This window comes from Ochrobactrum sp. C6C9, assembly GCF_022627935.1.
In the GTDB taxonomy this organism is placed as follows: Bacteria; Pseudomonadota; Alphaproteobacteria; order Rhizobiales; family Rhizobiaceae; genus Brucella; species Brucella teleogrylli.
In genome coordinates this window covers 1-20,320 of sequence record NZ_JABXGB010000012.1, presented here as the reverse complement: position 1 = coordinate 20,320, position 20,320 = coordinate 1, and the positions used below count along the sequence as shown (strand labels likewise).

Genomic DNA, 20,320 nt, shown 5'->3' with positions numbered 1-20,320 from the left:
CACATGGCTCTAGCTCAGCTTCGGGAACCGCGCATGAATGTGAATGACAGCATGGCCCCGGAGAGGGGCTTGGAGAATGCGCAGACGGTAATCGACATCAAGGATCTGTCATTGGTTTTCGAGACCAATGACGGGCCGGTCCATGCGCTGTCCAATATCAACCTCGCGATCCAGCGCGGCGAGTTCGTTTCCTTTATCGGTCCTTCGGGTTGCGGCAAGACCACGCTGATGCGTGTGGTCGCCGATCTCGAACAGCCGACGTCCGGCTCGGTCACGGTCAACGGCATGACGCCCGAACAGGCACGGCTTGACCGCTCCTATGGCTATGTGTTTCAGGCAGCAGCCCTGTTTCCATGGCGCACGATCGAGGACAATATCAGCCTGCCGCTGGAAATCATGGGCTATTCCAGGGCGGAGCGTCAGGCGCGGATCGAGAAGAACCTCGCGCTCGTCAATCTGACCGGCTTTGGCAAGAAGTTTCCATGGCAGCTTTCCGGCGGCATGCAGCAGCGCGCTTCCATCGCGCGCGCCCTGTCGTTTGACCCCGACATGCTTTTGATGGACGAACCCTTTGGCGCGCTCGATGAAATCGTGCGCGACCACCTCAACGAACAGCTTCTGAAACTCTGGGCCGCGACGCGCAAAACCGTCATCTTCGTGACCCACTCGATCCCGGAAGCCGTGTTTCTTTCCACCAAGATCGTGGTGATGAGCCCGCGTCCGGGCCGCATTCATGAAATCATCGACTGCGACCTCGGACCGGATCGGACGCTGGATATTCGTGAATCGGAGGCTTTCCTGAAAATCGCCCATCGCGTGCGCGAAGGCCTGCGGCTGGGGCATATTCATGAGTAGAGCTTTCGGCCTATATGCAGGAGGCCGCAAATGAAAGCCTTCCTGCACGACAAATTCATTCCCGTGACGACGGTTCTCGCCGTGTTCGTCGCGCTCTGGTATGGGCTGGCCGTTTTTCTCAATGCGCCATTCGAGCGCGATCAGGCAGAGCGCGCCGGGACCGAGGTTTCGTTTTCCACGCTCGTCGCCAATACGATGAACCAGGAGCGCCCGGTTCTGCCAGCACCGCATCAGGTGGCGCAGGAAATCTGGAAGACCGTTTTCGACGTCAAGCCCACATCCAAGCGCAGCCTCGTCTATCATGGATGGGTCACGCTGTCCTCTACGCTGCTGGGCTTCGCGCTGGGTTCGCTTCTTGGCATCGCGCTTGCGGTCGGCATCGTCCATTCGCGCACGCTCGACAAGAGCCTGATGCCGTGGATCATCACCTCGCAGACGATCCCGATCCTCGCCATTGCGCCAATGATTATCGTTGTTCTGAATGCCATCGGCATATCGGGCCTGCTGCCGAAAGCCTTCATTTCGACCTATCTTTCCTTCTTCCCCGTTGCCGTTGGTATGGTGAAGGGGCTGCGGTCGCCGGATGTCATGCATCTCGACCTCATGCGAACCTATAATGCGTCCCGCGCACAGGTGTTCTGGAAGCTGCGATGGCCTGCGGCCATGCCGTTCCTGTTCACATCGATGCAAATTGCCGTTGCCATCAGTCTCGTTGGCGCAATCGTCGGCGAATTGCCGACCGGCGCCGTGGCCGGACTTGGCGCGCGTTTGCTCGCTGGCTCTTATTACGGGCAGACGGTGCAGATCTGGGCGGCGCTCATCGCCGCCGCATTGATGGCGGGTGTGCTGGTCGCACTGGTCGGGCTGGTAGCGCGCATCGTCAACAGCCGCATGGGTGCGAAACCGGAAAGGGCTGCTGCATGATGACCGGCATTCTCTCCGTTATCACCATCATTGTGGTATCGTGGGTGATTGTGGGCTGGGTTTCCAGCCTCAAGGCCCGCACCCCGCAGGGCCAGAAACTTCTCAACATCGCGGTCCCTGCCCTGTTCGGCATCGCCATGCTGGTGCTGTGGGAAGCAGCCGTCCGGCTGTTCGCCATACCGCAAGTGCTGCTACCTGCACCTTCCGCCATCTGGGCGCGGATTGTCGATTCCGTGCCGATCCTCTGGGCGGATTTCCGCCAGACCTTCATGAAGGCGGTCATCATCGGTTATGTCGCCGGTTGCGGGCTTGGCTTCATCACGGCCATCATCGCAGATCGCATCCCTTTCCTGCGCAAGGGCCTGTTGCCGCTCGGCAATCTGGCGGCGGCGCTGCCCATCGTCGGCGTCGCGCCGATCATGGTGATGTGGTTCGGTTTCGACTGGGAGTCGAAGGCTGCCGTCGTCATCATCATGACCTTCTTCCCCATGCTGGTGAATACGGTTGCAGGCCTTGCCAGCACCGGATCGATGGAGCGCGACCTGATGGAGACCTATGGCTCCAATTACTGGCAGACGCTGGTGAAGCTGCGCCTGCCCGCCGCCATGCCGTTCATCTTCAACGCGCTGAAGATCAACTCAACGCTTGCGCTGATTGGCGCTATCGTGGCCGAATTCTTCGGTACGCCGATTGTCGGCATGGGCTTCCGCATTTCGGCTGAGATCGGCCGCATGAATGTGGACATGGTCTGGGCCGAAATTTTCGTGGCCGCCCTGGCGGGATCGCTCTCTTACGGGCTGATCGCGCTGATCGAGCGCAAAGTGACATTCTGGCACCCTTCTTACAGGCGGGGGTGAAGCCTTTCCGGCGAAAGCGCGAAGTGCTTTTGCAGGAAAGACGCAGATGTAAGCAGATCCGGTATCCGCCACCATAAGGCGGGACCGTTAACCAGAGGAGAACCAAGCATGAAGAAGGCACTATCCATAGGCCTTGCAACAGCCGGACTTGCATTGGCACTCATGAGCACGACCGCCATGGCCGCCGACAAGCTGACCTTGCAGCTCAAATGGGTTACGCAGGGCCAGTTCGCAGGCTATTACGTGGCCAAGGACAAGGGTTTCTACGAAGAAGAAAAGCTCGACGTCGAGATCAAGCCGGGCGGTCCGGACGTGGCCCCGCCACAGGTGATCGCCGGTGGCGGTGCGGATGTGGTGGTGGACTGGATGCCGTCGGCGCTCGCCACCCGCGAAAAGGGCGTGCCGCTGGTCAACATCGCGCAGCCTTTCAAGAAGTCGGGCATGATGCTGACCTGCCGCAAGGAAACGGGCATCACCAAGCCGGAAGATTTCAAGGGCCGCACGTTGGGCGTCTGGTTCGGCGGCAATGAATATCCGTTCCTGTCCTGGATGAACCATCTGAAAATCCCGACCACGGGCGGCAAGGATGGGGTCACTGTTCTCAAGCAGGGCTTCAATGTCGATCCGCTGATCCAGAAGCAGGCCGACTGCATTTCCACTATGACCTATAATGAATATTGGCAGGTTATTGATGCCGGTATTCCTGCCGACCAGCTCGTCGTCTTCCCCTATGAAGAACAGGGCGTCGCGACGCTGGAAGACGGGCTTTATGTGCTCGAAAAGAGCCTCGATGACCCAGCCATGGTCGACAAGCTGGCACGCTTTGTCCGCGCTTCGATGAAGGGCTGGCAATATGCGTCCGAACACCCGGATGAAGCCGCCGAAATCATTCTCGACAATGATTCTTCCGGTGCGCAGAAGCAGGAAGTTCAGGAACGCATGGTCAAGGAAATCGGCAAGCTGATCGACGGCTCGGACGGCACGCTCGATGTTGCCGCTGCCGACCGCACGGTCGAAACGCTGCTTGGTGGCGGCTCCGATCCGGTCATCACCAAGAAGCCGGAAGGCGCCTGGACCACAAAGGTCACTGATGCGATGAAGAAATAATCATTGCCATCTCAAAAAGAAAAAACCCGGAAGCGTGCTTCCGGGTTTTTGTTTGCATAGCCAGTATTTTTACTTCAGCTTCTCTTCCAGAGCCACGGCCCGAACAAGCTCGCGTTGCAGACGCGCTTCTTCCTCGACCTTCGGCTTGGTGAAGCGTCCGAGCAGCAGATAGGCCACCGGCGTCACATAAAGCGTCGCAATGGTTGCAAGGCCAAGACCGCCGACGATCACCCAGCCGAGCGCCACGCGGGCTTCCGCGCCCGCTCCGCTTGCTAGCACCAGCGGCACGCCACCCAACACGGCGCAAATCATGGTCATGCAGACCGGACGCAGGCGGATATTGGATGCTTCCTCGACCGCCTCGCGTACGCTCAGCCCCTTGTCGCGCAGCTGATCGGCGAATTCGACGATCAGAATGCCGTTCTTGGCCATGATGCCGACCAGCAGCACAAGGCCGATCTGGCTATAGACATTGAGGCTGGTGCCGGTCAGCATCATCGCGACAACCGCACAGCCCAGACCGAGCGGCACCGTCGCCATGACGATCAGCGCGCTGACAAAGCTTTCGAACTGCGCGGCCAGCACCAGCAGAATGATGATGATGGCAAAGCCGAATACCATGGCAAGGCCGGTGGAGGTTTCGCTGAGCGTCGAGGCTTCGGCCAGCGGAATGATATGGCTGCCCGGCGGCAATAGCGGCGCGGCGATTTCCTGTGCTGCCGTGAAGGCATTGCCGAGCGCGAAATCGGCGCGCAGGCCAGTGGTGATGGCCACCGAACGCTGGCGCGTTTCTCGGTCGAGCTGCGGCGGCACCGCCTTTTCAACAACGGTTGCAATGGACGACATCGGCACATAGCGACCGTCCGCCGCTTTCATGAAGATGTTTTCCAAATCCGTCGGATCGTTGATCGGATTGGTTGTCGCGACAAACTTCACGTCGAAGCTGCGGTCGCCGACATAGACAGAGCCGATCTTGCGCCCGTCCAGTACCGACTGCACGGCATTGGCAAGGCCGGTAATGTCGATGCCAAGATCGGAGGCGCGCTCACGGTTGATCTCGACGGAAAGCTGCGGCTGCGTCGGCTCCACCGACAGGCGCGGCTGCACAAAGCGCGGATCTTTTTCCAGCGCCGCAACCACGGCCTGCGCGGCAGGCTGAAGCTTGGCGTAGTCGCTGCCGACAATGGCGAATTGCAGTCCGTTACCCGCGCCGCGAATGCCAAGACTGTTCGGCTGCGTCGAGAAAATACGCACGGCGGTGATGTTCTGCACCCGCTTCGTGATATCCGCCATGATCTCCTGCTGGCTGCGGTGACGCTCCTTCCATGGCGCGAGCGTCAGCACCATGAAACCATTGTTGGAGGAGCCACCGGAACCCGCAATGGCATAGGTGGTGACAATCTCGCCATCGTCGCGCAAGGGTTGGATGGCTTCCTCGATCTTGTTGAGCTGCGATTGCAGGAAATCAACACTGATGCCTTGCGGGCCATTGATGCGCAGCAGCGCCACCGCGCGGTCTTCCGACGGCGTCAGTTCCTGACGGATCGTGCCAAAGACCACGACCGACGCGCCACCGAAAAGCAGCGCCACCAGCACGACCACCCATGGCGCGGCCAGACAGGCATGGAGCGTCTTGCGATAGAAACCGGCGAGCGCGCCGCCAATCCGGCGCAGGAACAGCGGTCCATGCGCACCTTCCGTCTCGCCGCTTCCCTCTTTCAGAAAGCGCGAGGCCAGCATCGGACACAGCGTCAGCGCGACGACCGACGACAGCAGAACCGCAATGGCCAGCACGAAGCCGAACTCACGAAACAGGCCGCCCGCCTGCCCCGGCAAAAACGAAATCGGCACAAACACGGCGGCAAGTGTCAGGGTGGTCGCGATGACGGCAAAGAACACTTCCTGCGTGCCCAACACGGCAGCAGCACGCGGCCCCATGCCCTGATTGCGTCGACGCACGACATTTTCCAGCACCACGATGGCGTCATCGACCACAAGGCCGGTGGCAAGCACCAGCGCCAGCAATGTCAGGATGTTGATGGAAAAGCCCGCAAGATAAATCGCTGCGACGGTGCCGATCAGCGCCACCGGCATGGAGAGCGCCGGAATGAGCGTGGCGCGAATATCCCACAAAAACATGAAGATGATCGCTACCACGATGATCACCGAAGCGATCAGCGCAATCTCGACTTCGTGGATGGCGCCATTGATGAAGCTTGCATCATCGCTGGTGACGGCGATGTTCACGCCCGGCGGCAATGTCGTTTGAAGATTGGCAACGGCGGCGCGCACGCCTTGCGAAATATCGAGCGTGTTGGACTGCGCCTGACGCACGATGCCAAGGCCGATTGCCATTTTGCCGTTGGAACGCACGGCAGAACTTTCCACATCGGGGCCGAGCGTGACAGTGGCGATATCTCGGACCTGTGTACGGCCCTTGATATAGACATTCTCGAAATCTTCGGGCTTTTCCAGATTGGCCGTCGCGCGCACCACGATGGCCTGATCGGAGCTGCGCAGCGATCCGGCTGGCGCATCCAGCCCCATGGAATTGAGCGCGGTCGCGACATCGGCCAGCGTCAGCCCGTAGCTTGCAAGGCGCGCCTGATTGATATCGATGCGAAAAATCTTGGCGCGGTCGCCATTGATCTGCACATCGGCCACGCCCGGCACTGCCGACAGCACATCCTGAATCTGATCTTCGATCAGCACGGTCATGTCGTCGACCGACATGGAGTCCGACGTCACGGCCAGTCGCATCACGGGATCGGCGTTCGAATCCGCCTTGATGATGCGGGATGGATCGGCCTCTTCCGGCACCGTGTTGGCGACGCGTGAAATCGCATCGCGCATATCGGCAGCGGCAACGTTGAGATCGACACCGTCATTGAACTCAACCGTCACGCGGCTGCGCTCGAAGGACGAGGTGGAGGAAATCGACTTGACGCCGGAAACACGCGCAACGGCGTTTTCCAGAACCTGCGTCAGCTGGCGGTCGATGGTTTCGGCGGACGCGCCGCTGAAATCCGTGCTGATCGTAACCACCGGACGATCCACATCGGGCAATTCACGAATATCGACGCCGGTAAAAGCGGCAAGGCCCGCAACGACGATCAGAACATTGACGACAAAGGCGAAGACCGGACGACGAATGAAAAGCGCCGTCGAACCGCCCCGCTCGGCGGATGGTGATTTATGGTTGCTCACCGGCGCGCCCTCAACCGGCAACGCGCTTGGTAGGCGCAGGCTCGGCGCGGGCGGTGCCCTGCTCCTCCATCACGCGCACGGGCGCTTCATCGCGCACGGTCTGCACCCCTTGCGTGACGATCATGTCGCCCTGCTTGACCGGACCGTCCAGAAGAATGCTCGTCGCATTGCGCTGCACGACACGCACGGCGACCTTTTTTGCCAAACCCTGCTCGATGCGCCAGATATAAGAGCCGTCCGCGCCCCACTGGATCGCCAGCGGATCGACAGACGGAAACCGGCTGCCGGGGAAAAGCACGGTGACGTAGAACGACATGCCGGCGCGCAGGCGATCTTCGGAATTATCGACCTCGGCCCGCACATGCATCGTGCGGCTCGCCTCATCGATCATATTGTCCACGGCGTTGATTTCGCCCTTGTGGGTTTCCCCCGGAAAGGCCGTCGTTTCCGCCGTCAGCGGCTGGCCAACCTTGATCTGCGGCGCAAAACGCTCAGGCACCCAGATATCGACCAGCATCTTCGAGCGGTCGTCAATGCGCGCAATGGAGGTCTGCGCGGTGACATAGTTGCCAGCATTGACGGGCAGAATGCCCACCACACCCGAAATCGGCGAGCGCACCGTGCGGCGGTTCAAGGCAAGTTGCGCGTCCTTCAGTGCAAGTTGCGCATTGGCGACGGCCAGTTCGGCTTCGACCGCCTGAACACCGGTTGCGGTGTTGGTGGCGCGCAGCCGCTCAATACGCTGCCGGGTCGTCTCAGCATCTTTCAGGGCCGTTTCAGCCTTGGCGACGGCAATTGTCTCGGTATCCGAATCGAGTTCTGCAATCGGGTCGCCAACCTTGACGCGGTCGCCCGCCTTGACGAAAAGTTTGTTCATATAACCGCTGGAATAAGGCGTGATCGAAACAGTGCTAAGCGCACGTGCAGAACCAATGACGGTCAGGCGATTGTTGATCGTTTCCTCGCTGGCCGGTTCGACGACGACCAGCGGCGCCCTCGCGCCGGATCGGGCAGCGGATTGCTGAGTGCGGGGCGTGTCAGCGCCTGCGGCGGCGTTTTCCGGCGCAGCGTTCTTCTGTTTATAGGCGTACCAGCCGCCCGCAGCGGCCAGAACAATAAGCAGGCAGAGTGCAATCTGCTTCCACGATTTCATTCAGCTCTCCGGCAGGCCCCGTCCCGTCGCTGCCCGACGGGCCTGTCTTTTCAAAAATATACTTTTTTGCACGACACGTCGAATGCCCGACCATTCGCGACAACCTATCGGCAAGATGGTTACCGCCTGCCCATGACAGGGATTCGATGGAGAAATAGCTAACACATCCCCATATTGCTTTTTTGCATCGCCTCCCAAGAAGGTCGAATTAAATTTCGGTAATCCTTGCACCCAACAAGTGACGACCACATTTAAATCGATACAATAAAGCCTGTTGGAAATCTCCCCCGCCACCATATATAGGAAGCTATATTTATTGCAGTATCGAGACTCATAGACATATCGGACGCGCTGCACCGGCCAACAGCCCCAGTCGCCGTCTATTTGGAATCAGGTTATGGCGGTTGTTGAAAAGACCATAGTTCCGGGCGTTGCTCCGATAGAAACCGCTGCGCCGGACGGAAGCGCCGAGGATCGCACCTCGCCGGCGCAATTTACGCGGCTGCGCTGGCAGAACCGCCTTTCCAGCAAATTGCTTCTGCTTATCGTTCTCGCCGTTCTGGTAGCGGAAGTTCTGATTTTCGTGCCGTCCATCGCCAATATGCGCCTGCGCTGGCTGACATCGCGCCTCGATACGGTGGGCGCAGTCAGCGAAGTGCTGGCGGCAAGCGCCAATATGGACGTGCCGCGCGCCATTCAGGACAAGGTGCTGCTCGTTACCGGCACCAAGGCGATTGCACTGCGCGAAGCTGGCGCGTCACGCCTTCTCGCCATGTCGGAAGTGCCTGGCAAGATCGATCAGGTGATCGACCTCGACAATGTCAGCGAAGCGGCGTCCATCTGGGACGCCTTCAGCACGCTTTTTCACGGTGGCGACCGGACATTGCGCATCTACGGTTCCGTTTCGCCCACCACGTCGCCGGGGCGCGTGATTGAAATCGTCACCTCCGATGCGCCCATGCGCCGCGCCATGTTGCTCTATGCCCGTAACGTGGCCGTCATTTCGCTGATTATTTCGGTGATCGCCGCCAGCCTGATCTATCTCATCATCCATGAAATGCTGCTGCGCCCGGTGCGCATCATGCATCGCAACATGATCGATTTCGCAACGACGCCCGACAATCCAGCGCTCATTCTCGTGCCGGAAAACCGCAAGGACGAGTTCGGCATTGCCCAACGACAGATTGCCCACATCCAGAGCGATCTGCAACGCACGCTGAAGGAACAGAAGCATCTGGCCGATCTCGGCCTCGCCGTATCGAAGATCAATCACGACATGCGCAATATTCTGGCTTCCGCGCAATTGATGTCGGACCATCTGTCTGACGCCAAGGACCCGATGGTGAAGCGCTTCGCGCCGAAGCTGATCCGCACACTCAGCCGCGCCATCAGCTATTCGGAAAGCGTCATCGCCTATGGGCGCTCGCAGGAAGCGCCGCCGACGCCGCGCCGTGTCAACCTGCACGCCATCGTCACGGATGTGCAGGAAAGCCTCAATCTGGAAAGCGAAAGCGGCATCGAGTTCGACAATCGCATTCCTGACGACTTCGAACTGAATGTCGATTCGGAACAGCTGTTCCGCGTGCTGAGCAATCTTTGCCGCAATTCCGTGCAGGCCATGGAGCGCGACGCTACCGGCGGTGCCGCCGCGGTGAAGCGCCTGACGCTCTCATCTGGACGAATCGGCACCACGGCGATCATCGGCGTTGAGGATACGGGGCCCGGCCTGCCGCAAAAGGCGCGCGACAATCTCTTCACGGCGTTCAAGGGTTCGACCCGCAGCGACGGCACCGGACTGGGCCTTGCCATCGCGCAGGAGCTTATTCGCGCCCATGGCGGCAGTATCGAGCTTCGCGAAGACCGCCCGATCGGCGCGCATTTCGAGATTCGTCTGCCTGATTTGCCTGCACAGCGCGAAAGAGAACAAGCGCGGCGCGAAGAAACCGTGTGACTGGGGAAAAACCCCAGGGAAAACAACGGTGAAAAAGCCCGGAAATCCGGGCTTTGACAAGAAATCTTCACAGAACGGCATTTTTTTCTCACAAGACGCTTGCATTTAGCAATGGGTCCGATTATCAACCGCCCATCGCCGCAGCGAGCGGCGCCAAGGCAAGCACCCGTAGCTCAGCTGGATAGAGCACCAGACTACGAATCTGGGGGTCAGAGGTTCGAATCCTTTCGGGTGCGCCATTTCTTTTCAAGCATTTAGCGAAGATTTCACGACAGACTGATCGACAGGTCTGACTTCGCTTTTTTGCTTATTCCATTGCAAAACGGATTGCCGGCGTCGTCTCTGCAAAACGCAGCGACGGTGAGGCGGCCCCCGCCCTATTCCACCGAATCCATAACGCATTGATATGTGACGCCCTGCGACGTGATGGCGATTTTGGACAAGGTCTCGAATGCAATTTCATAGCCCTCGCCCGCAAATTTGCTGCCGGAGCTGGAGGGCACCTTCTCAAGAAGACGGTCGCGGCTGAAAGCGCTCAACCGGATATGGTTGGGGTCGTCGGTCGAGGTGAAGACATCGATGACATTGTCGTGGTCGCATACATAGGAGATGCGGTCCTGATCGGCTTCAGCATGGGCCAGAGACGGCATCAGGATCAAAACAGCACCGAACAGCCAACGCATGGACAAACCCCTCCTGAGACCCGCAACGCGCTTCTGTCGGAATGAAGCAGACAGGCGTTGACGGCTTCCTTTAGGTGCATCCGAATGAAACGCCGTCCCAATCGGCTGCACGACACTCCCACATAACGAATTGTCGGCAATCCGCGCAAGAGATCATGCAATCAACCGCTGTGAAAAGCGGCAACACGCAAACATTGTCGCTTAAAATGCAGCATTCTTTCTTGGAGAAGAAGTGGTGCCCGGAGGCGGATTCGAACCACCGACACGCGGATTTTCAATCCCAATTTCAATAAAATAAATCAATACCTTAGTGCATTCTTTCGCGTCAAACCGACTTCTGGAAATCAAATACTTAGCTGGAGTTTGTCAAACCCAAAACGGTATTCTTTTCAATTTAAAGATGCTGCGGGTAAATTCTTAGCCCTTATCTCTACCGCTCTTGTTATTGCGTACGAGCCATCCTGATGAGTGCTGCATACTCATTTCGAGAGGTGAAGCTACAATGGCTTCAGCAGTTGAGCTGCGACAGGGATTTGAGCGACAATGCAAAGTGCGTGGCGCTCTATATCGTCACCACGCATTTGAACGGCCACACCGAGAAGGCGTGGCCGTCCTATAAAACGATTGCCGATGCGACCGGCAAAAGCGTGAAGACAGTTCAGCGCGCAATAAAAGACCTTGAGCTTTCGGGATGGTTCGAGGTCGTGCGCGGAAATGGCGTCGGGCATAATACGGAATATCGTCCCTCAGCAGAAACGATTCTACGCGCATCTCAAGCTCGCGAAAAGACGGACAAGATTGTCACCCTTTATCCGGCCAAAGGCGGTCAAAATCGTCCGGCAATGCGGTCAGATTCGTCCGTTGAAGGGGGACAAATATGTCCACCGAATCCAGAAAAAGAAAAAATAAATAAACCTAACGCGCGTGAGCGTGAAGCGTCACAGGCTTGCGGCTATCCGCCGATTGCACTGGTTTTTGTTTCTGATCATCAGGCCGTCCAGCTCGGTCATTGGCGTGACTGGTTGCAACAACATGGGTTCGCGACACTTGAAGAACTCGGCACGAGGTCGGTGAAATCCGGGCGATCTGGATATGCTTTGCCGGGATATTGGCCCCCGGCTTCTGGCGGCGAGCACGAAGCTGGATCACTCGATTTCTTCCGGCGGCGAAGTGCTCACTTGGCGCAGGGTAATCCGGTTGCGGATCATGGCCGGAGGGTGTCATGACAGGCGACGAATTGCAGAGAGCAAGGCGACCCCTGTCATACGGCAAGCCGTCAGACAGGGAGCCTTGTGAGGGGATGCAAGCCTCCCCTTCAAACCCCACCAAGAAACGAGGCAGATCGCTGAAGAGCGAACTTGATGCCGTTGTTGTTTTCCGCTGCACGGCGGCGGAAAAGCAAGCGCTCATCGAACGTGCCGCAATGGCTGGATTGCCATTCGCCACCTTGTTGCGAGAAGCGCTTGGTCTGGCTGAGACGCGCCGCCGCCGCCCAGTTCCGAAAGTGGACCCGGAACTGATCCGGGCCATTGCTCGGATCGGCAGCAATCTCAACCAGATTGCCCGCTGGCTGAATACGGCCCAACGTCAGGGCAACGTTTCAGCCATCGACGCTATGGCTGTTTCAGCCCGGCTTATTTCCCTTGATCGCGGTTTGGCAGAAACGCTTGATGCATTTCGTGTGCGGGAGCACGGGCAATGCTGATCAAGTTCTTCCGCAATGGTCAGGGTGGTGGCGCGGGTCCGGTCGATTATCTCATCGCCCGCGAAGTCGTGTCCTATGACCAGAACCGCAATGCCGTTCGTGATGAACGCGGCAATGTGATGCTGTTTTCCCGTGAGCCGCTGCCGGAGATTGTGCAAGGCGATGCAGACCGAATGCGCAATCTTATTGATGCCTGTCCGCATCAATGGACTTACCGGGCTGGCGTCATCGCCTTCACGGCAGAAGACGCACCAACACCTGATCAGCAGCGGCATGTGATGGATCGGTTTGAAGAACTGGCCTTTGCCGGTCTCGAACCCGATCAGCGTGATATTCTGTGGGTGCGCCATACACATGAGGGTCGTGTCGAGTTGCATTTCGTCACGCCGCGCATGGAACTGGAAAGTGGACGCAGCCTCAATATCGCTCCTCCCGGTTATCAGAAGCACTACGACAATCTGCGTGACGTTCTGAACAAGGAACATGGCTGGAATGATCCGCTTGCGCCTGAGCGGTCCCGCGAGACTGTCAGCCTGATTGAAAGCGTCCGGCGTGGAGAAGCACGAGAGATCATCCATGACTGGATTCTTGAGCGCATCGAGACAGGCGAAATCCACGACCGGCAATCGATGACAGCAGCTTTGCAAGCGGCTGGTTTCGAGATTCCCCGAACGGGCAAAAACTATCTCACCGTACACGACCCCGAAAGTGATGAACGCTGGCGGCTGAAAGGAGAGCTGTTTCGTGAAGACTGGACCCGAGAGAATACCCTTGAGCGAGCGCTTGAAAGAACAGCTATCCAGCCCAGCCGCTCAGGAAGCCGTCTCGATGCCGCCCGCATCGAAGAGCTTCGAGAACGATTGCAGCGAAGCATTGAAGGACGCACACAATATCATCGAGCGCGATATGCGCGCGTTCATGACCGAGAACCAACAGCAATTGAACGAAGCCTTGGCAGTGACCGAGCGGAACATCGCTCGCCTGCGCCAGATGGTCCAGCCCTTCTTTCTAACCATGAGCGCATTCACCCTTCTGATCATAGCGACGAGTTTCGCCGCGAGTTGGTATTGGGCGGGTTTGATGATCGACCGAGCCCAGAGCGCGAGCCTTTGGCAAATGGGGTTTCAGATCAATCAGACCAACAAAGGCAGAATCCTCACATGGGACGCCCGGCGACTGCATCTGATCAGCTGCCAGAGCGGCAAGGGCCAGATGCCTTGCTTGCAGATCGTCGAGAAGGAATAGGCCATGACCAGCACGAGGGAAATGGACAACGGCCTTCCAGAGCGGCTTTCGCCGCTGGAAATCGAATTGCTGACATACGTCGAAGAATTGGTGAGGGCATTGGAGCACTCACGCGAACAATTCAATCGGCTGGAGAAACGCTCGACAGAACAGATCGAACAGCGGTTACAGGCCTTGGAAGGCTCAGTGAAATTGCTGGCCGCATCACAGGCATCGTTTCTGAGCGGCTATCCCGGCTCAGGGACGCATTCCAGCGAAACGATAACGAGCGAGCTGATCGAGATGCTTTCAGCTCTGCAGGACATAGCGCAGGCCAACGAAACGAAGCCACTGACACGCTGATCAAGCGAAGTCCGGCCCTTGGCCGTGACCGGTCGTAATGCCGTTGCTCAAAGGACGATTTTCTTGAATCTAATCATTCCCATTTATCGCATGCTTTTGACCCTTGCTATCCTGATCGGCGGCTTGCTTATCATACAGACCGGCATTGAGTTCGGCTTCCTGCAATCCAGAACCACAAGGATTGCAGGGTTCCTGCTCATTCTGGCTCTGGCGATAAAAATCCTTATGGCGGACACGCAAGGCCGCATTCGCACTACGTCGGGCTTAGCTATGATGGCTGCCCTCCTCGGTGCGTCTGCTACCGCACTGATCGAACCGGTCAATGTTGCAATGCATGTCGCCGATATATTCTGTATCTGGAAGAATGCGGGCCATGGCATTATCGGCAGCGCCAAGGCGGCTCTTTCAACCTTTGACCGCCTGCCGGATGCGCAGATACAAACGCTCATCGTCAGTCTGGTTCTCGGCCTTCTACCCATTGCCGGATTGGCAATCTGGGCTTTAGCTCGGTTTGCACCGCAAGGACGACCACGCATTGCAAAAAACGGACCATGGCGCGCCCGCTGGATGAACCGGCGCGAAATCCTTCAGCTTCGGCACAACGCGAAAGGCCTGCCCTTGGGAATGGTCGATGGAGCGATCTTGCGCTATCGCCCCAACCGCAAACAGGGATGGAGAGAGGGGCATCACGTTGCCATTGCCGGGACACGTGCCGGGAAAGGCGTCTCTGTCGTGATCCCGGCGATTATCGACCACGATGGGCCGGTAGCCGTGCTTGATATCAAGGGCGAGAATTTTACCGCAACGCAGCGCTACCGGCATTCCCTTGGCCGCAATGTCTATGTCCTCAATCCCTTTGGCGTTCATGAGCCCTCAAAGTCGCGCTTTAATCCGCTTTCTTTCATCCGCACAGAACACCTTGTCCGCGATATTGATGTGATCGCGGAGGGACTGGTACGACCGGAAAGCGGAAACGGCGCGCATTTTGCCGATATGGCGAAAACGATTGTTGCCGCTGTCATCGAGTATGTCATGACGCAGAAGCCGCAGTCCGGGCGTGGCATCATTGAAGTTATGGACCTGATCTTCTCGGCGGATTTTGAGAAGTCGCTTTCGATATGGGCAAATGACCCCGAAACCTATGGTCGGCGGGTATCAGGTGCCGCAGCGACTTACCTCTCAGCCGGTGAAAATGAGCGCGGCGCGATCAGGACCACCATGAAGAAAGCCTTTGACTGGGCGCGTTCGGATGAAATGCGGACCTTTCTCACCGGCTCTACGAATGCCTTTGCCGATCTCTTCAACGACAAAGGCGATCTGTTCATCGTCATCCCACTCGATCAGGTTGAAGCGCAATCCGTCTTCATGCGCCTGATCACCAATATCATTCTAGCAATGTCGGTGCGTTTTGATGGTGGACGAAAGCCTGAAAAGAATGTTCTTCTGGTTCTGGATGAATTCGTTCGACTTGGGCGGATGGAAAAGCTTCTCAACATTGCCAATGTCGCGGCGGGCTGTGGGATTGAAGCTCTGTTCATCACCCAAGACAAAGGCCAGATTGAAAGTGTCTATGGCAAGGGTGACACGGCCAGCATTCTCGGCTCTTGCGTCACCGCCCGGATATTCGGGCTGGGCCGTGCAGAATATGAAACAGCCAAATGGGCCGAAAACGCGCTTGGTGAGCAGACAATCCTTACCACGACCAGACAGGCGGCGAGCAGGCTTGGCGATAGGCCGACAACATCAATCACCGAACAACGCCAGAAGCTCATGACTGCCGATCAGATACTTGAAATGAAGGCTGGAAAAATGTTGCTTTTGGCCGGGTCAAAGCCGCCGATCATTCTGGACGCAATTGTTTCATACAGACATGTGTCATATCAGCGGAGCTTGGATTAGTCTTAGGTATCGTCCGCAATGTTGTAGAAGTCGTAGAATAAATTGAATCACATTCGCTTTAATTAAGTGACGTTCAACCCTTGGGTTCTTTATATACATTGATGAAGACCCGTACAGCTTCACGGAGCACCGCATGCGCCTCGATCACGAGTGTTGCGTCGCGCTCGAACTGCCCCTCTGGTCCTCCAACAAATTTCTCGCCGTGTAGATAGCTGTTTCGTACACGACAGACGCCATTGACAATGAGCTGCGTCACATTCGTGAGAGGCTGGGTTTTCTCAGGAGACCATTCCATGTTCGCGAGCAAGCGTCTTGGTGGATTGCCTACAAGTGTAATGGCGATCCCACTGGTTACGATATGCTGGAAAAAATCTGGTCCGAGTGTCTTGGCGAACTCGTCCCAATCGGCTTCAGCTATGTCCTTATTCTTGCGCAAGTAACCACACCTTTTGAGCGTATACTCAGTCTGCCCGAAGGCTTGAGCGAAGTCTTGTGCTTCCCTATATGGATTTGCCATTGCAGCAGCTTTCTTCATGAGGCATGGCTTGTTTGGGCCAAACTGGTCGCGACAATTGCGCACGCCTATGACGTTCGTTGACATAACCGTCTTGATTTCCTTAAAATCGTCGCACTTCTTCGGAAATTGAGTGGTCCAATAGGCAGTAGTAATCTTGCTCTACACACAACGGACGTGTAACTTCCTCAAGCATATTTAACACGTCGAGGTTTAATGGACTCCTACCTTGAGATAGCTCAGCGGGTTCTTAGAGCGTCCCGGCGCCCCATGACCGCTGCCGGTATTCTCGAAGCGGCATACGTGGCCTCGATTGTTCCAAAGCACCTCTATGGAAAGACACAGGTAAAGACCCTCAGGGCCCGACTGAGCGAGGACGTGCTAAGGAGTCAACATTCTGCATTCTTCCGCACAGAACCCGGTTACTTCTTCCTCAATGAGCTCGTAAGCGATCCTACCATCCCAACCAAGTATAAGGAAAAATTTGAGGCGCGGCGGCGGGCGCGCGACCTGCATATCGCGCCTTTTCTGGCTGTCGATGCGGACTATGTTGCTGGATGCGGCCAGAGGTTGCTGTCCGACTGGTACGATTTTGTCAAGACTGCTGAGTCATGTGACGCCATCCACTACCTGCAATCGCGCAAGCACACTGACAAATCGCTCATCGTATGGACCTTCTCCGTAGTTCGGCGAGGCACTAAAGTACTTTCGTACAGGACGGGACGTTACCGCAGTGACGCGGAAACCTTCGCAAATAAGCGCACAATCGGGTTTCCGGGCGTCGTAAGTTTCTTTGACTGCACGCTCTTTTCGGATGGGGATTATGGAGCCAAGGATAACGCGCTTGGAGCTATTTTGTCCGACCTCGACATATCCGCCGTCGCCGTTCACGGCGAGAAGCTTTCAGACCCTGAGCCACGTTTTGCAATGCGAGCGCAGCAAGATGACGGGCAGGAGATTCTTTTAATTGTCATGGATTGGACTTGCCCGTCTTGGTTCGAGCCAACAACGCGCCGACTGTCGCTCAATGATCCTCGCTGGCTAGATTTGAGAGTCCCACCGAACGACATCGATGACTTCGAGCCGTGGACGAGGGCGACATTAGAAGCTATCGAAGAGGTCTACGTTCCTTAGTGGCGATCATTTCTCCGGGCCAGACTGCCTTCCTTAAGTTTGAAATCGAAAACGGTGACGCAAGGCGGCGGAAAGTCGCGCTTCAGGACCTTTCGCGCAGGTATCGTCAAGGTGACAAACTGAACTCTGAAGGCAGGAGCTCGTTCGAGAAGACCATTAACGGCATTGTTCTAAGCGATGGTGACCGCAAGGTCGTGCGATGGTGCCTGAATGCACTTGCGAGGCTGGGAACAAGGCAGGGCAGTAGCACGTACGTCGCCGCGGTGATGAAGCAGCACGAAGAGGATCCGGAGATCGTCGCTGCTGCAGTCGCTGCTCTTTCCCATCTGTACCATGGTAATCTTGAGGCCGTACCTGGACTGTCGGTCTTGGATCCATCTGTACGTCTACTCGCTGCGATGCAGACTACCGACGCTCACAAGTTGGACCTTTCGCGGCTTACAATCGACATCGACAAGGCCGACAAAGAAATACTGAAGCTCGCCTTGCTGGTCATTGGGCTAAACAAAGACATCCAGAATCTACTCCACCCCCGTCACTCAAATGGGACCATCGTTAAGCAGTTGGGACAACACGACGATCCCATCGTGCGACAATATAGCGTTTGGTCGGTTATGGAGAACAGGCACCTGACCTTAGCCGACCTTGGTATACCCTTCGACACGATAGGCTCCCAGCCAGCCAATGTGCAGGCAAAACTTCTGCAACTCGCCGCAGAACGTGAAAACGATCTGAAGTTGCGTCACCAGATTATCCATGAAGGCACGTTCAACGATATACCTGAAGCTAGACTTGGTTTGGCAAAAGGCCTCCTTCACAGCTATTATGACGGTCTCGAGGACCTTACGATCAGATGGTTTGATGTAGAGGAAAATCCCGACGTTCTTGCTCTGGTCGCCGAACATTTCGCCCGTTTCTCGGACGAGTGCGGTCCTTACTTTGAGAAGGCACTAGAGATCGTTGAGGCGACGCCCAAGCTCACAGAGCGTATCCTTCTAGGTGCTGAGGGTCGCAGCCTATACGTGAAAATCAAAGGTTCGAACCGCGCGAACGCCATAGCTGACTTATTTGGCATCCCGTCTGACCTCGCTGCCATGTTCCAGCAAACAACACCAACATTAGGAAAGAAATTGTCTATGAAGGTCCTGTTTCTTGCAGCGGCCCCTTTGGACGAGGGGCGTCTGAAGATCGACAAAGAGGCGAGCGACCTCAAAGAACAACTTGCTCAAGTACGTGACGCTAAAATTATGTTAAATGTGGAAAATGCGTGGGCTATTCGCACCGACCAACTCCAACGCGAGGTCCTAAACACAAAGCCAGATATTTTACACTTTAGTGGACACGGCGACAAAGGCATGCTGATATTTGAGGATGCAGGTGGAAATGCCGTCGAAGTTTCCGGTGAGGCCCTAGCCGGCCTCATCGAGTTGATGCCGATGATCAAATGCGTGGTACTCAACGCCTGCTTTTCGGACTCCGTATCTAAACTCGTCGCGCCACATGTAGAAGCAGTAATCGGATGCGACAAATCGATTAGTGACACCGCCGCGATCCTTTTTACCCGGGCATTTTATCGAGCCCTAGCGCACGGACAGCCATTCCAACGATCATTCGAAATGGCGAAGAACGACCTAAACTTAAACGGACTAGCAAAAGAAGGAGAAAAGTACAAAATTTATACAAACTGAGTGCGCTTAAAGGTAACCGGTGTTCCAATCCCACATTGATCTAGCCGCCCTGATCTGTGATCGGTTTTCCATGGAAGAGCAACTGGAGTTTCTCCATGGAGAGTACATTGGAGGTTCTCACGACCAGGAAGTCTGGACGTGAGCCGCATCGGCATTGGCCGGACGACGTCAAGGCCCAGATCGTTTCCGAGAGTCTTCGGCCCGGAGCGCAGGTAAATGAAGTCGCAGAACGGCATGGCCTGAAGCCGAACCACCTGTCCACCTGGCGAACGATGGCGCGGCAGGGTAAACTGGTTCTGCCTGCGCCCGAGGATGCGGTAGAGTTCGCAGCGGTAATCGTCGATCCACCCGTTGTGGAACCGCCCATCAAGAAAGCCAGCCGTCCCGAGATCATCGTCGGGTCCGTCACCATTCGGCTGGAAGAAGGCGCATCTGCCGCCCGCATAGCCGCTGTCGCGCGTGCCTGCGCGGTCCCGGCATGATCTTTCCATCGAACCGCGTTCGGATCATTGTGGCGACAAAGCCCGTCGATTTCCGCAAAGGCCACGATGGACTGGCGGCGCTGGTCAAGAACGAGCTGCACAAGGACCCTTTTACAGGGACGGTCTTCGTATTCCGGTCCCGCAAGGCCGACCGATTGAAGCTGATCTACTGGGATGGCAGCGGTCTAGTAATGGCCTACAAGCGGCTCGAAGAACACACCTTCATCTGGCCGGGCATCAAGGATGGCCTAATGAAGCTGGGCCACGCACAATTCGAGGCGCTGTTTGCGGGGCTCGACTGGCGTCGCGTCCGTTCCGTAGAGGCGAGATCGCCGGACGCTATCGAATAGATGCGGCACGATGACTCGGGCGGCAAATTCCAACGGCGAAGCGACGCTGATTTTGATAGACTTCGATCATGTTGGACGCCGCCGATCTTCCCGACGATATTGCTGCGCTGAAGGCGATGCTGATCGCGGCGCAAGCGCGTGAAGTTCGTATGCGCCGTCTCTGCCCCATTGATTTTGGGTTTGCGCTTGAACTTTTGCGGTTTCGCTCATTCGATGAATGAGCG

18 protein-coding genes and 1 tRNA gene are annotated in these 20,320 nt (G+C 56.9%); 15 read left to right on the top strand and 4 right to left on the bottom strand.

The genetic code is table 11. The annotated features are described in order from the left end of the window. Nucleotides 1-3 precede the first annotated feature (3 nt). The 4 genes from HWD97_RS11475 (at nt 4) to HWD97_RS11460 (ending at nt 3,743) form a co-directional block, all read left to right on the top strand. Nucleotides 4-855, top strand: a complete 852-nt coding sequence (locus HWD97_RS11475; RefSeq protein ID WP_371830796.1) for an ABC transporter ATP-binding protein — start codon at nt 4-6, stop codon at nt 853-855. Nucleotides 856-885: 30 nt separating this feature from the next. Then, nucleotides 886-1,779 (top strand): ABC transporter permease, encoded by an 894-nt coding sequence (locus tag HWD97_RS11470; RefSeq protein ID WP_121537216.1) that lies wholly within the window; start codon nt 886-888, stop codon nt 1,777-1,779. Further along, nucleotides 1,776-2,636 carry an ABC transporter permease gene (locus tag HWD97_RS11465; protein ID WP_121537214.1) on the top strand — a complete coding sequence of 287 codons (861 nt, stop codon included), beginning with the start codon at nt 1,776-1,778 and terminating at the stop codon, nt 2,634-2,636. The genes HWD97_RS11470 and HWD97_RS11465 overlap by 4 nt, the downstream gene beginning before the upstream one ends. Nucleotides 2,637-2,744: 108 nt before the next feature. Then, nucleotides 2,745-3,743 (top strand): ABC transporter substrate-binding protein, encoded by a 999-nt coding sequence (locus HWD97_RS11460; RefSeq protein WP_109368314.1) that lies wholly within the window; start codon nt 2,745-2,747, stop codon nt 3,741-3,743. A 69-nt stretch (nt 3,744-3,812) separates the two neighbouring features. On the opposite strand, the gene HWD97_RS11455 is transcribed toward HWD97_RS11460, so the two are convergent. Together HWD97_RS11455 and HWD97_RS11450 are read right to left on the bottom strand one after the other, a co-directional pair. Further along, nucleotides 3,813-6,950 carry an efflux RND transporter permease subunit gene (locus HWD97_RS11455; protein WP_109370160.1) on the bottom strand — a complete coding sequence of 1,046 codons (3,138 nt, stop codon included), beginning with the start codon at nt 6,948-6,950 and terminating at the stop codon, nt 3,813-3,815. A gap of 10 nt (nt 6,951-6,960) precedes the next feature. After that, nucleotides 6,961-8,103: an efflux RND transporter periplasmic adaptor subunit gene (locus HWD97_RS11450; protein ID WP_121537212.1), complete on the bottom strand. Its 1,143-nt coding sequence runs from the start codon at nt 8,101-8,103 to the stop codon at nt 6,961-6,963. Nucleotides 8,104-8,500: 397 nt separating this feature from the next. Here HWD97_RS11450 and HWD97_RS11445 point away from each other — a divergent pair, with 397 nt between their 5' ends. Then, the gene (locus HWD97_RS11445) at nt 8,501-10,054 is read left to right on the top strand and encodes a HAMP domain-containing sensor histidine kinase (RefSeq protein WP_109368312.1); all 1,554 of its coding nucleotides are present in this window, start codon (nt 8,501-8,503) and stop codon (nt 10,052-10,054) included. Between the two features lie 162 nt (nt 10,055-10,216). Continuing rightward, a tRNA-Arg gene (locus tag HWD97_RS11440) sits at nt 10,217-10,293 on the top strand. A 138-nt stretch (nt 10,294-10,431) separates the two neighbouring features. Here the strand turns inward: HWD97_RS11440 and HWD97_RS11435 are convergent. Continuing rightward, a complete protein-coding gene (locus HWD97_RS11435; protein ID WP_109368260.1) occupies nt 10,432-10,737 on the bottom strand; it encodes a hypothetical protein in 306 nt (101 codons plus the stop codon). Nucleotides 10,738-11,201: 464 nt separating this feature from the next. Here HWD97_RS11435 and HWD97_RS11430 point away from each other — a divergent pair, with 464 nt between their 5' ends. From HWD97_RS11430 to HWD97_RS11415, 4 genes are all read left to right on the top strand, one after another. Beyond that, a complete protein-coding gene (locus HWD97_RS11430) occupies nt 11,202-11,963 on the top strand; it encodes a helix-turn-helix domain-containing protein (protein WP_371835028.1) in 762 nt (253 codons plus the stop codon). A gap of 74 nt (nt 11,964-12,037) precedes the next feature. Continuing rightward, a complete protein-coding gene (gene mobC / locus HWD97_RS11425; protein ID WP_371835027.1) occupies nt 12,038-12,442 on the top strand; it encodes a plasmid mobilization relaxosome protein MobC in 405 nt (134 codons plus the stop codon). Nucleotides 12,443-12,510: 68 nt separating this feature from the next. Beyond that, on the top strand, nt 12,511-14,067 hold the full coding sequence (locus tag HWD97_RS11420; RefSeq protein ID WP_371835026.1) for a relaxase/mobilization nuclease domain-containing protein: 1,557 nt from the start codon (nt 12,511-12,513) through the stop codon (nt 14,065-14,067). A 25-nt stretch (nt 14,068-14,092) separates the two neighbouring features. Then, nucleotides 14,093-15,928: a type IV secretory system conjugative DNA transfer family protein gene (locus HWD97_RS11415; protein ID WP_371835025.1), complete on the top strand. Its 1,836-nt coding sequence runs from the start codon at nt 14,093-14,095 to the stop codon at nt 15,926-15,928. A 73-nt stretch (nt 15,929-16,001) separates the two neighbouring features. Here HWD97_RS11415 and HWD97_RS11410 read toward each other — a convergent pair whose 3' ends face one another. Next, on the bottom strand, nt 16,002-16,529 hold the full coding sequence (locus tag HWD97_RS11410; RefSeq protein WP_371835024.1) for a hypothetical protein: 528 nt from the start codon (nt 16,527-16,529) through the stop codon (nt 16,002-16,004). Nucleotides 16,530-16,658: 129 nt separating this feature from the next. Here HWD97_RS11410 and HWD97_RS11405 point away from each other — a divergent pair, with 129 nt between their 5' ends. The 5 genes from HWD97_RS11405 to HWD97_RS11385 all read left to right on the top strand — a co-directional run bounded on the left by HWD97_RS11405 (nt 16,659) and on the right by HWD97_RS11385 (nt 20,317). Continuing rightward, complete coding sequence (locus HWD97_RS11405) at nt 16,659-17,576, top strand: HTH domain-containing protein (RefSeq protein WP_371835023.1); 918 nt, start codon at nt 16,659-16,661, stop codon at nt 17,574-17,576. Further along, nucleotides 17,576-19,264, top strand: a complete 1,689-nt coding sequence (locus HWD97_RS11400; RefSeq protein ID WP_371835022.1) for a CHAT domain-containing protein — start codon at nt 17,576-17,578, stop codon at nt 19,262-19,264. Before HWD97_RS11405 ends, HWD97_RS11400 begins: the two co-directional genes overlap by 1 nt. Nucleotides 19,265-19,359: 95 nt before the next feature. After that, nucleotides 19,360-19,746: a transposase gene (locus HWD97_RS11395; RefSeq protein WP_151558787.1), complete on the top strand. Its 387-nt coding sequence runs from the start codon at nt 19,360-19,362 to the stop codon at nt 19,744-19,746. Beyond that, nucleotides 19,743-20,096: an IS66 family insertion sequence element accessory protein TnpB gene (gene tnpB, locus HWD97_RS11390; protein ID WP_371835021.1), complete on the top strand. Its 354-nt coding sequence runs from the start codon at nt 19,743-19,745 to the stop codon at nt 20,094-20,096. The genes HWD97_RS11395 and tnpB overlap by 4 nt, the downstream gene beginning before the upstream one ends. 68 nt (nt 20,097-20,164) lie before the next feature. Next, the gene (locus HWD97_RS11385) at nt 20,165-20,317 is read left to right on the top strand and encodes a hypothetical protein (RefSeq protein WP_371835060.1); all 153 of its coding nucleotides are present in this window, start codon (nt 20,165-20,167) and stop codon (nt 20,315-20,317) included. Nucleotides 20,318-20,320: the final 3 nt, after the last annotated feature.